The 12,265-nt window shown below is 44.5% G+C and carries 11 protein-coding genes and 1 pseudogene (1 of these 12 cut by a window edge); 10 read left to right on the forward strand and 2 right to left on the reverse strand.

Annotation, left to right across the window (positions count from 1 at the left end):
* The first annotated feature begins 78 nt into the window (after positions 1-78).
* The 6 genes from ACSQ8P_RS04095 to ACSQ8P_RS04120 all read left to right on the forward strand — a co-directional run bounded on the left by ACSQ8P_RS04095 (position 79) and on the right by ACSQ8P_RS04120 (position 7,000).
* A complete protein-coding gene (locus ACSQ8P_RS04095) occupies positions 79-1,599 on the forward strand; it encodes a response regulator (RefSeq protein ID WP_436234009.1) in 1,521 nt (506 codons plus the stop codon).
* Positions 1,600-1,744: 145 nt separating this feature from the next.
* Positions 1,745-3,055 (forward strand): ABC transporter substrate-binding protein, encoded by a 1,311-nt coding sequence (locus ACSQ8P_RS04100; protein ID WP_436234010.1) that lies wholly within the window; start codon positions 1,745-1,747, stop codon positions 3,053-3,055.
* A gap of 132 nt (positions 3,056-3,187) precedes the next feature.
* Positions 3,188-4,066, forward strand: a complete 879-nt coding sequence (locus ACSQ8P_RS04105) for a carbohydrate ABC transporter permease (protein ID WP_436234011.1) — start codon at positions 3,188-3,190, stop codon at positions 4,064-4,066.
* 3 nt (positions 4,067-4,069) lie between these two features.
* Positions 4,070-4,909, forward strand: a complete 840-nt coding sequence (locus ACSQ8P_RS04110; RefSeq protein WP_436234012.1) for a carbohydrate ABC transporter permease — start codon at positions 4,070-4,072, stop codon at positions 4,907-4,909.
* An 11-nt stretch (positions 4,910-4,920) separates the two neighbouring features.
* Positions 4,921-5,847 carry a glycoside hydrolase family 113 gene (locus tag ACSQ8P_RS04115; protein WP_436234013.1) on the forward strand — a complete coding sequence of 309 codons (927 nt, stop codon included), beginning with the start codon at positions 4,921-4,923 and terminating at the stop codon, positions 5,845-5,847.
* 55 nt (positions 5,848-5,902) lie between these two features.
* Positions 5,903-7,000 (forward strand): LacI family DNA-binding transcriptional regulator, encoded by a 1,098-nt coding sequence (locus ACSQ8P_RS04120; RefSeq protein WP_436234014.1) that lies wholly within the window; start codon positions 5,903-5,905, stop codon positions 6,998-7,000.
* A 15-nt stretch (positions 7,001-7,015) separates the two neighbouring features.
* On the opposite strand, the gene hisC is transcribed toward ACSQ8P_RS04120, so the two are convergent.
* Positions 7,016-8,134 carry a histidinol-phosphate transaminase gene (hisC, locus tag ACSQ8P_RS04125; protein WP_436234015.1) on the reverse strand — a complete coding sequence of 373 codons (1,119 nt, stop codon included), beginning with the start codon at positions 8,132-8,134 and terminating at the stop codon, positions 7,016-7,018.
* Positions 8,135-8,283: 149 nt separating this feature from the next.
* Between hisC and ACSQ8P_RS04130 the strand changes: the two are divergent.
* Positions 8,284-10,938: pseudogene (locus ACSQ8P_RS04130) on the forward strand (ATP-binding protein); the annotation flags it as partial.
* 95 nt (positions 10,939-11,033) lie between these two features.
* On the opposite strand, the gene ACSQ8P_RS04135 reads toward ACSQ8P_RS04130, so the two are convergent.
* Positions 11,034-11,312, reverse strand: coding sequence for a hypothetical protein (locus ACSQ8P_RS04135; RefSeq protein ID WP_436234016.1), 279 nt, complete (start codon positions 11,310-11,312; stop codon positions 11,034-11,036).
* Positions 11,313-11,466: 154 nt separating this feature from the next.
* Between ACSQ8P_RS04135 and ACSQ8P_RS04140 the strand changes: the two genes are divergently transcribed.
* The 3 genes from ACSQ8P_RS04140 to ACSQ8P_RS04150 form a co-directional block, all read left to right on the forward strand.
* On the forward strand, positions 11,467-11,688 hold the full coding sequence (locus tag ACSQ8P_RS04140) for a hypothetical protein (protein ID WP_436234017.1): 222 nt from the start codon (positions 11,467-11,469) through the stop codon (positions 11,686-11,688).
* A 68-nt stretch (positions 11,689-11,756) separates the two neighbouring features.
* The gene (locus ACSQ8P_RS04145; RefSeq protein ID WP_436234018.1) at positions 11,757-12,149 is read left to right on the forward strand and encodes a VOC family protein; all 393 of its coding nucleotides are present in this window, start codon (positions 11,757-11,759) and stop codon (positions 12,147-12,149) included.
* 70 nt (positions 12,150-12,219) lie between these two features.
* Positions 12,220-12,265, forward strand: the 5' end (the start) of a protein-coding gene (locus tag ACSQ8P_RS04150; protein ID WP_436234019.1) for a YwmB family TATA-box binding protein. Its footprint extends 704 nt past the window's final position; the window shows 46 of its 750 coding nt (coding positions 1-46); its start codon is at positions 12,220-12,222; its stop codon lies beyond the right edge, outside the window.

Consider the following 12,265-nt stretch of genomic DNA (forward strand, 5'->3'; position numbering starts at 1 on the left):
TTCCACTTAATGCTAAAGGAATTAAGCTTATGCTTACGATGCCAGTTTTTCTGTCGAAAAACTTTTAGGAGGGCTTACATGAAAATCATGATCGTGGATGATGAAGAGAAAATTCGGCTCGGTCTGTCCAAATTGATTGTTAAAGCGTCCCCGCAGTACGAAATCATAGGGGTTTATGCGAGCGGAGCGGAGTGCCTGGAAGGGTTGAAGAAACATAAACCTGATGTGGTGATTACAGATATCAAAATGTCTGGCATGACGGGCTTAGAACTAGCGAAAACGATTAAACAGTTATATATCGATACGAAATGTGTCATCCTGAGCGGCTATGGCGAATTTGAATATGCGCGTTCTGCAATTTCTTCGGGCGTTTCTGGGTATTTGCTGAAGCCTGTAGACAAGCAGGAGTTTTATCAACTGCTATCGCAATTAGCGATGGAACTCCCGAATAAAGCGTCGCAAGAGGGCCCTGCGGATCACGCGGAATTGCCGATACATGACATTCTATTCGGCAAAATGGACAAGCTTACTAAGGGAAATAACCTGTCCCATTACAATCCGTCCTATGCTGAGATATCCGCCTATCTATTGGTACTGATCCGAACGGACATCTCGATTCCCTTGACAACCTTGCTGAAAAAGCTCCATGTAACTCCCAATCCTGCTGCGATTCAAGTGGGAGCGGTGGAAATGGATGAGCGAACTTGCGTGATCCTTCTGGGATATAGCGCCTATGAAGAAGCCCATGTCCATACCCTGCGGAAGCAACTCGAAGTTTTTGATCAGGAACGTTCTTTCCGTATTTCTATAGGGATCAGTAAGCTTTCATCGAACCTCGACGCATGGGAAGAAGGATATCGTGAGGCGCTGTATGCACTTGAATTTAATTTTTACAGTCAAGAAAGGGCTCCGCGCACAATCGCTGGACAAGTTCGATTTGGTACTCTACACCGAGTTGAACCTTATCGTAAGCGAGTTCTTGAGGATATTGAAATTTTAGATATGCCTGCCATGGAAACACATGTGAAGGAGATGCTCCAAGAAATAGGCAGCGTCAAAATTCGGATGCATCATTTATTTGAGCTCGTCGAGACGCTATCCTATGCTTTGAAGAAAGAAGCGGGCAAACGTCAGGAACAAGCCGATCTAGCTCCCTTATCGGTGGATTGGACGGTTGAGCTTAAAGCTTGCTTTACCTACGTGGAAGCGAGCGCGTTGATTGGGCGCAAACTCCTTGAGGGGCTAGGTTATTTAATGACGGAGAAGAGCAGCCAAGGTCATGTGCTAATCTATCAGATCAAAAAAATCATCGAGCTCGAGTATGCAGAATCGCTGGATCTCAATAGCTTGAGTAAACGCGTTTTCCTGACTCCCAGCTATTTAAGCAAGCTGTTCAAGCTGGAAACAGGCACTACGGTCATTGAATACATCATATCTGTTCGTATGAATAAGGCGAAAGAGCTGCTCAAAGAACAGACGCAGTTGAAGACATATCAAGTGGGGGAAATGGTAGGTTACAAGGATCCTGCTTACTTCAACAAGCAATTCAAAAAAGTAGTTGGTCTTACGCCGAAGGAATACAAAGACGTTGTTAGCTAATTTGTTAGCATGAAATAGGAAGAATACGCAAAGATAATACAATAAAAACAAAAAAAGTACATATCTATCACCTTGCCAGAAAAATATAATAAGCATGTAAGCGATACCAAGTTGAGCGTTTGACTATTTCGAGGGGGTAATTCAATTGAAAAAATGGCTAACAACTAGCTTAACGTTAGTACTTGCAATGTCCGTAACAGCAGCTTGTGGTAAATCAACAGATAACAGTTCTACGGCTTCTCCTTCGGCAGCAGCGAATTCGCCTGCTGCAACAGCAGCAGGGGCTAATGCAAACATTAAAGGTAAAATTACGGTTATTACGCACCGCACTGATTTGGTTGATACGAAATTCAAAGAGTGGAAGGATGCCTTCAAGAAGAAATATCCAGCTGTAACCGATGTGGAAGTTGAAGCGATCAAAGACTACGGCCCAACGATGAAGGTTCGGTTGTCCACAGGTGAGCTTGGTGACGTGAACATGATCCCGGACGGTGTGCCTAACGGTAAACTAGGCGATTATTACACTCCTCTGAATGAGCTTGGCTTGAATGATAAAGTCTACTTCAGTGATATTAAAGCATCCGATGGCAAAACCTTCGGTCTTCCAAGCGGCGTGAATACCAACGGTGTGGCTTACAATAAGCAAGCCTTTGCAAAAGCGGGTATTACATCGGTCCCCAAAACGCTTGATGAGCTTTATGCGGCTGCAGAGAAATTGAAAACAGCAGGTATTACACCGCTAGCAACCAACTTTAAAGATAAATGGCCATTAAGCGAGTGGGATGTAATTGCCTTCGAAATTTCAGGAGACCCGGAATTCCGCGGTTCGATGACGAAGAACGACGCTCCGTTTGCGGAAGGGACACCTTATAATAAGTCACTTACGATTTTGAAAACGTTTGTAGAAAAGGGCTACACCGAGAAAGATTTGATGTCCTCTGACTGGGAATCCTCCAAGAAAGATGTAGCTAGCGGTAAAACAGCCATGTACTTTCTTGGCAACTGGGTGATCCCGCAAATTATCGAAAATGGTGCTAAATCGGAAGATATCGGATTCTTCCCAATGCCGTATGATAACAGCGGTAAATACAATGCTAACATGGGTGCAGATTACATGTATGGCGTAGCGAAAAACAGCAAAAACATTGAAACGGCGAAAGCGTTCGTGAAATTCATGGTTGAAGAGTCCGACTATGCAGACTTTGCGGGAATGATTCCACCATTGAAAACGAAAGAATCCAAGATGCCACAGTTGAAAGAATTCCTAGCTATGAAGCCGACTACCCTGCAAGGTAAGCCAGATCCAGATGCTTATGGAACCATTGCAAACAAAGCACAAATCGATTTCTTCGGTGGCGCGTACATCCAGAAGCTCGTTTTGAACAAGGATTTTAAAGCAGGCCTCGCTGATCTGAATAAGAAATGGGCAGATGCGAAGAAAGCGGTTGGTCAATAGCTCGCAGTAGTAATTCGTAGTAACTAATACAAGAACATACCTCTGATGCGGTCTACCTTACAGACGAGCGTGTCAGAGTCCTTTTCACATCATGAAACACGCATTCTATTAACGAGTAAAGAAGGGATTGTCATGCCAGATCTTACGTATAAAATGCAGCGTATTCTCATTTTGCTGTCCTTTTTGACCATTCCGCTCCTTTTACTTGCGACCTTTACGTTTTACCCAGCACTGCGTCTGATTCAACTGAGCTTTACGGATTGGGATGGCATCAGCACGTCGTTTAAGTGGATCGGGTTTGCGAATTACCAAGAGATTTTTTCGAATAAAGAGATTTTTGGTGTTTTCAGCCACAACTTTTATTATTTCGTCGGCGGTATTATTCAGAATATCCTAGCCCTTTATTTCGCTATCATTTTGAACTCCAAAATAAAAGGACGCAATCTGTTTCGGGTCTTTTTATTTTTACCTTATATTCTTAATAGCGTTGCTACCGCCTACATGTTTCAATTCATTTTCAACACAGATCACGGCACATTAAATACACTGCTGGACACCTTTGGCTTAGGTGCTTTTAAGCAAAGCTGGCTTGGCAACACAGATCTGGTGAATATATCACTCGCTTCGGTCTCCTTATGGAAGTATATGGGCTTTAATATGGTTATCTATTTAGGGGTTTTGCAATCCATTCCTGGAGATTTGTATGAGGCTGCCAAAATTGACGGCGCGAACTCCTTCCAAACGCTGATCTATATTACTTTGCCAAATATCCGCAAGATCATTGAGCTGAATATGCTGCTCACGGTTTCGGGTGCGTTAGAGGTATTCGATATTCCATATATCATCACGGGCGCAGCGCCGGGGAGTGATACGTTCGTCACCAAGGTCAACGATGTCGCCTTCAAATTTAACAGCATTGGATTGGCATCGGCGATGGCCATTGTGCTGCTTATCATTGTGACGGTCGTTATCACGATTCAACGTAAATTTATTTTGCGCGGGGAGGAATAGTCGGTGGAAAATAAAAGTGTGAAGCTCCTTACGAGCATCTTGAAATATGCTTCACTTCTGATAGCGGTACTGACTGTGCTAATTCCTCTCTACGTGGTTGTGGTGAATGCCTTCAAAAGTGCGCAGGAATATGCGACCACCAGTCCATTTAGCTTACCGAATAACATCTTTAACTTCACTAACTTTGCTAAGGTATTGGAAGTTGGGAAGCTGGGTCAGGCTTTCATGAACACAGGGATTATCGTGGCTTCCTCGTTGCTTATTAATATCATCCTCGGCACGATGGTTGCCTATGCATTAGGGAGATTTAGCTTCCGAGGTAAAGGAATGATTCTTGCCGCCTATCTAGTTGCGACGTTTATTCCATTAATCACTACTCAAGTTGCGACGTTTAGTATCATTCAGGATTTGCATTTGTTCAACTCCAGAGGTGCAGCTATCCTGCTCTACGCGAGTACAGATGCGGTTCAGATTTATTTGTACTTACAATTTATTGGTAAAATCCCGTATTCCCTCGACGAGAGTGCGATGATGGAAGGCGCATCGTTGTTTAAAATCTATCGGATGATCATATTCCCACTTTTGGGGCCAGCTACGGCTACGGCTGTTATTTTGAAAACGATCAGTATCTACAACGATATGTATATTCCGTATTTGTATATGCCGTCCCAGAAGCTGGGGGTAGTTTCAACGTCACTCATGCGCTTCGCGGGACCGAATAGTGCGCATTGGGAGCTTATTTGTGCGGCCATTCTCATTGTCATGCTGCCTACGATGATCCTTTATTTAATCTTACAGCGCTTTATTTTCTCGGGAATTGTCAGTGGTTCAGTCAAAGAATAGGATGTGTAAACATGGAGTACATCAATGGGATGACATGGGGTTGGGTAGGTACGCGAGGTACATGGGCTAATAGAACCGCCGATTTCTCGATGACGGAAATGGCGAAGCTGGGGGTCAACTGGACGGCGATCGCGCTGTCGGCACTTCAAGACCATCCGCAAGCTACCGAAATTCATTATAAGGAAGAGCCAACTGTGACCGATGCCGAGGTCGTTTGGGCGATCGAGAAGGCGCACGGTTTAGGTCTCAAAGTATGTTTAAAACCCGTTGTGAATTGTGCCAACGGCGTATGGCGCGCGCACATCAATTTCTTCGACGTGGATGTACCTTGTGAGCCCAAGTGGAGAGATTGGTTCGCGAGCTACACCGATTTCATTCTTCACTATGCACGTATCGCCCAGGAAACGGGCTGCGAAATGTTCTGCATTGGCTGTGAAATGGTGCAAACAGATCGCCGTGAGACCGAGTGGAGGGAGCTGATCCGTCAGCTGAGAACCGTTTACACAGGTATGATTACGTACAATTGTGACAAATACCAAGAGACGAACATCACGTGGTGGGACGCTGTCGATGTGATCTCCTCGAGCGGCTACTATCCCATCGATACATGGGACGAGCGTGTAGCAACGCTTGAGGCATTTGCGGCGGGGCAGGAGAAGCCATTCTTCTTCATGGAAGCGGGTTGTCCGAGCCGCGAAGGCTCAGCGATGCTGCCGAATGATTGGGGCCTGGCAGGTGCTCTGAGCATGGAAGAGCAAGACGATTACTATCACGTCATGTTTGAGAAAATCGGAAGAAGACCCTGGTTCCATGGCTTTATGCTTTGGGATTGGCCAGCGCAGCTATACCCTGAAGCTGAGGCTAGCAGTAATGATGACTATTGTATGTACGGGAAGCCGGCGGCGAAGACAATAGAAGACTTCTATCGTCGTTCATAGATAATAACTAGGAACATAATGGAATGGGTGATGAGCCTTGGCAGGCAAAATTACAATGCAAGAAATTGCAGATCGTTTAGGCGTCTCCAAGTATGTTGTGTCCAAAGCCTTAGCTGGGAAATCTGGCGTCAGCGTAGAAACCAGACAGCGCGTTGTGCAATTGGCCGGACAGCTTGGCTATTTGACTCAGAAGAAGACCACGCCTAGTGAATTGGATACCAATAAGAAATGGAGCACCCAGGGGGCAGAAGCTGGGGGGAACACAGTTCTTGTGTTGATGCCGAACATCCGCTTTCAAACGAAAGAGTCCACCTATTGGGGCAAAATCTTGGATGGCATCTCCAAAGAGCTGGAGCTTAGAGGGACGGACATGCTCACCCTCACGCTAAACGCTGCAGAAGGGCTGAACAGCAGCTTACGTCCCCAAGGTTTAGCTGGTGTTATCGGTGTTGGAGAAATTTCTCGTCCATTGCTGATGGAGGTCATTCGTTTAGGACTTCCGCTGGTATTGCTTGATCACGATGATCCGTTCATCTCAGCAGATCAGGTTTTCGCGAATAATCGAGAAAGTGCCTATCGGATCGTTCAGTATTTACTTGGTTTAGAACACCGCTCGGTACAATTCGTAGGCAATACTTCCTTTTCCAAAAGCTTTCGAGAGCGCTGGCACGGTTTTCGTGAAGCGTTAGAGGAGGCTGATATTCCTTATCAACCGAGCGCATTTCAGAAGCTGCTGCACTTGGAGAACTTGGATCAGCAGCTTCAAGAAGAACAAATTCGCGATGCTCTTCGGCCTCATCTGGAAAGATCAACACTGCCTTCTGCGCTCGTTTGTGCGAATGATCGGATTGCTCAATCCACGATCGCCGCTTTACGTTCGTTAGGTATCTCAGTACCTGAAGAAGTATCCGTCACTGGTTTTGATAATATCGAAATGGACTACCCGATAATTGCCGAGCTTACGACCGTCAATGTTACCAAAGAACTCATTGGCAAACGTGGTGTGGACGTGCTATTTTGGCGAATCCAGAATCGTGATTTACCTGCGGAAACCATCCTCTTAAAAGGGGAGATTATCGTACGTAATTCAGCTGCTACATGCCGCATCCACGATCTGCCTCCAATTAGAAAGACCCCCTCTCCAATGATTTAGGAAAGGGGGTTCTTTCTATGCTAGAACAGCGACAATTTCCCTCAAGGCCTGAATAAGCACCGCATTCTCTTCGGAAGTTCCAATTGAAATTCGAACATGATTAGGAAGATTCCAACCTCCGCCATACCGAACGATAACCCCGCGACTCATCAAATTATCATAGATGGATTTAGCTTGTGTTCCTAGATCGACGAGTACGAAATTACTCATGCTTGGCGTAAAAGGGATGGCTAGCGTACGCAATTCGGTGTAAAGTTCCTCCCGCACCTTAACATTATTCGTTCTTGTTGCTTCAAGATGCTGATCATCCTTGAGTGCAGCTACGGCGCCAACTTGTGCGAGCGTGTTTACATTGAAAGGTTCTTTGACCTGGCGGATCCGTTGCAGAATATCTGCATCTGAGATGCCATATCCCACACGTATGCCTGCTAAGCCGTAGATTTTAGAAAATGTTTGCAGTACAACAACAGGATAGCCTTCTCGTACTAGCGCAAGCCCATCGCAATAATCATCAGCCGTAACGAAATGGCTATACGCACCATCGAAGATTACTAGCACATGTGAAGGTAAGCTCTTCACAAGTCGGTGCAGGTCCTTTTTGGTCATATAAGTGCCCGTTGGATTGTTCGGTGAACAAATATAGAGCATTTTTGTGCGTTCTGTGACAACCTCCAGAATAGCATCTACTTCATAGCGATAGTTCTCCCCAAGCGGTACGCTAATGATGCTGGCTCCAAGTAAGTTGGCTCCGAATTCGTACTCGCTAAACGTCGGTGAGGGTACAATGACTTCATCGCCAGGCTCTAAGTAAGTTTCGGAGAGCAGCGTAATCAGCTCATCACCGCCGTTAGTAACAAGGACTTGATCAGGCGAGAATCCGCGTTTCTCCGCAATAGCTTCTCTAAGATTTACGGTCTCTGCATCTGGATAGCGATGAATGTCAGATAAATAAGCTTGAATAGCTTCCAGAGCAAGAGGGGAGGGACCTAATGGATTTTCGTTGGATGCTAATTTGGTAACCGATGTAAGCCCAAATTCACGTTGAACCTCCCAGATTGGTTTGCCGGGCGTGTAAGGCTTCATTCGTGATAAAATGCTGCGTGGATTGATATTTTCAACACCTGGACCTTCCATGTACAACACTCCTTTTCATACCATACTTTATTCAAATGATACATTAACTCGGTAAAGTAGTAAAGTATAAAGTTTGCATACCCGTTAATGTTAGTTTGGTATATGATACAATTATTAGGTGTTGATCTGGTAGAAGGGGTGGCAGCGGAGTGAGTGGAATTAGGTTCGGTATTCGTGCCAAAATTATGATTGGATATGCGTTCATCATTTTCTGCTTAACCCTTTCTTTTGTGCTTGTTAATCAACAGTTAGCTGCCATGCAGCGAGATCGCAATTATGTGATAGAGCATGATTTTGCCGTCAATAGGGAGTCAAATCTTCTTGAGAAATACGTCATGGATATGGAAAACGGGCAAAGAGGCTACTTACTCACGGGGGAAGTTAAATATTTAGAACCTTATACGACCGGACAGACCAAGTGGAGAGATTCCTTTAATCAACTGAGAGAGTTAACGAGTGATACGCCAGCTCAGGAGAAAAATTTGATCGCTCTCAAGGAATCTATCGAAAATTGGCTTATACAAACAGGCGGGACCCTACCAGCGCTGAGAAATGGTCTTGAAAATGAAAGTTATTTTAATTTCACCTTCTTTATTGCTCATCAAAATATTCTAGATATTCGTTCGCAATTGAGTCGATTTCGCAGCCTTGAAATGGGATTCGTGAAGGAGCGAGCGGCACACCTTGATGCTCAAAATGAAATGTTGACCAACTCCTTATTTGTCATGTTGGGAGTGGTACTCATTTTTTCAGTGATAGCAGCGCTAGTTATTTCAAAATCTATCGTAGGGACGATCAAACAGGTTACTAAGAGCATCATCAAACTGAGCTCCATGAAGCGGGACCGTTCAAAGCGCATTCATGTCACAATGAATGATGAGGTGAAAGATCTGGCCGACGCAACCAATGCGTTGCTAGAGAGCCAAGAAGAGATCGAGTGGCAGCAACGGAAGTTGACAGAGGTGGTCCATATGCTGCAAGGTATTTCCGATTTGGAAACGCTAGGGACATCCTTTATTCGCAAAGCAGCGGAATTGTTTGGAGCTTCCTTCGGTGTTTTCTACATTCGAAGCATACACGAAGCTAAGGCTGGCATGATGAGGTTGGCATTTTATGCGGCGATGGAGGAAAGTGCTGAAGCCGGTAAACCTTTTTTTCATCTTGGAGAAGGCTTGATTGGCCAATGTGCGATTGAAAAGCGAATTGTACATCTCACACATGTCCCCGAAACGTATATTCGTTTAAAATCAGGACTGGGGTCAGCGAGTGCACAAAGTGTCCTCATCGTACCGATCATTCATAATCAAGAAGTCATCGCCATCATGGAGTTGGCCTCTTTTGATAAATTTACATCGCTTCAGATGTGTCTGTTGGATGACATCTTAGAGGTGTTAGGGACAATCGTGCATAGCGTGCAAACGCGTGTCGAGGTTGAGCGTCTCCTTCGAGAGTATCAGGCGATGACCGAAGAGCTTCAAAGTCAACAGGAAGAATTGCATCGGACCAATGTACAGCTAGAGGAAAGAAATCGGTATGCGGATGAAAGGTCGAGGGAACTCGAACATATGAAAGTCTCCTTTGAAGAGCATGCCATTCAGTTGGAGTTGAGCTCGCGGTATAAATCGGAGTTCTTGGCGAACATGTCTCACGAGCTGCGAACGCCGCTTAACAGTATACTGATCCTTTCCCAAATGCTCCAGGAAAACAATAGTAAGACCTTAACGCACGACGAGCAAGAATATGCCCGTGTCATTCATTCTTCAGGAAATGATTTACTGCTCCTTATTAATGATATATTGGATTTGTCCAAAGTTGAAGCGGGTAAATTGGACATTCATATCGGTGAGTTGCGCACAGACTGGCTACCCGAGCTTTTGCAAAGCCAATTCGAGAAGGTGGCTGAACAACGAAAGCTTACATTTCGGATTGGTATGGATGCTCGAGTGCCTAATATTTTCTATACGGATGAACAGAGACTCTGTCAAATTATCAAAAATTTGCTTTCTAATGCGTTTAAATTCACTCATGAAGGTTCTGTTCAGGTGGAATTTCGCATGTGCAGCGTGGAACAAATTATGGAACTTTTGCCTTCGGCCAAGCGCATGCAGGTCATGGCGGTTTCTGTCAAGGATACGGGTATAGGTATACCAACTGACAAGCAAGAAGTCATCTTCGAACCTTTTCTTCAGGCTGATGGTACAACCAATCGGAAATATGGAGGGACAGGCCTGGGGTTATCGATCAGTCGGGAATTAGCCAGACTCCTTGGAGGTTGTATCCACATGCAGAGTGAGGAAGGTAGAGGGAGTACATTTACGTTATACGTACCTTCGTTGCCTTCTTTAATAGGGGGAACTAACGCTACGCATATGGAGGTAGCAGCGGCAACTTCTAACCCGATCAGTGACTATTTTGTTCGAGAAAACGGTAAAACCATTTCAGCACTCGAGAATTACAATATCAATCAATTTAAGGATAGGAAAGTGCTTGTTGTTGATGATGACGTGCGTAACGTATTTGCACTTTGTAATGCATTTGAGCAAGAAGGTATCATTGTGAGCGTTGCGCAGAATGGACAAGAGTGCCTAGAGCTATTGGCAAAGGATTCTAGCATTGAGCTTATCCTCATGGATATCATGATGCCGGTCATGGATGGCTTTGAAGCGATGCGTCTCATTAGGAAAAATAGTCAATATGCTGATGTTCCGATCATCGCGCTTACTGCCAAAGCAATGAAACAGGACAAAGAAATCTGCTTGCAGGCTGGTGCATCTGACTATATCAGCAAGCCGCTGCATGTGAGCCAGCTCCTCTCGCTTATGCATGTTTGGCTTAGTAAATAAACCCAAAAGACCTCTAACTGCCTCCCGATTATGGAAGTAGTTAAAGGTCTTTTGTGTTAATGGACATTACGCTCTGTATATACTTCAAAATGATAAATAGTGTTGCGCGTCAATACACGGAAATCTAGTCCGTCTTGGTCGATCGCTTGCACACGTGTTGTTTTGAATGGTGTATGTTGCCGAACCCCTGATAACGTCATTGGACATCCTACCTCGGTCGGGTTCACTTCACGAAATGTTTGCCCTTGAATCTCATCGAAATCGAATCGATCTGACCGATGCTTCGGGGTAATCCCATCAACCTCATAGATTTGCAGTAGTTTTAACAACCTCATTCTGGCCCCTCCCGTTCGTGGCTTTCGTTTTCATTATACACAGACACCTCAAATTTGGCGAAGTCTAAAAACCTAACATAAACCTAAAGAAGTCTTCATACTTTCTTAGCTTCCCAAATATACAATTATTCTATATGAACCGGGGGTGTTGCGAATGCTGCACACGAAAGTAGTAATTGAGGAAAAAGAAGTCCTTATTTTTTTCGAAGCTATGTACCAAGAATATTCATACCGGGCAGTTGAAACGATAACGAAGTATTTAAATAATGCTCAGATAAGGGAAGTATTTGATAACCTGGGTTTAGTTCATGCCACGAATACAGAGGTAACACTCTTCTCGTTAAATGGAGAGATGGAGACAATTCCAATGTATTGATCTCGGTCTAGCTCTTTGCTTTATTTTTAGCTAAAATGAAGGGGGTTAGAACAAGGAGGCAGATACATATGACCGTTATGAAATTAGAACATGTCGGCGTCATGGTAGCAAACTTAGAAGCGTCTATTGCATTTTATGTTCATGTAATCGGACTTAAGCACAAAGGAACGTTACTCCACACGAATGGCGTTATCCGACTTGGTTTTCTTGGCTTTGATGCCACAAATGAAACAGAAGTTGAATTAATTGAAGGTTATAATGCAAACTTGCCACAGGAAGGCAAAGTGCATCACTTGGCTTTTACCGTAGATGATATTGATGCTGAATTCGCAAGAATTCAAGCTTTAGAGGTTGAGCAATTGGATACGGAAATTACTACACTTCCGAACGGCTCTAAGTATTTCTTCTTTAACGGGCTAGATGGCGAGCGAATTGAATTCTTTCAATCGACACGTGGATAGGTTTAACATTTGCTAGATACGGGCATCCTTTTACTAGAGTGATAGATTCTAGCAAAGAGGTGCTTTTTTAATGTCGAAGCGTTGGACACAAATGATGATCGGCATCACTATACTGG

It is taken from the genome of Paenibacillus sp. LjRoot153 (assembly GCF_964253085.1).
GTDB lineage: Bacteria > Bacillota > Bacilli > Paenibacillales > NBRC-103111 > Paenibacillus_E.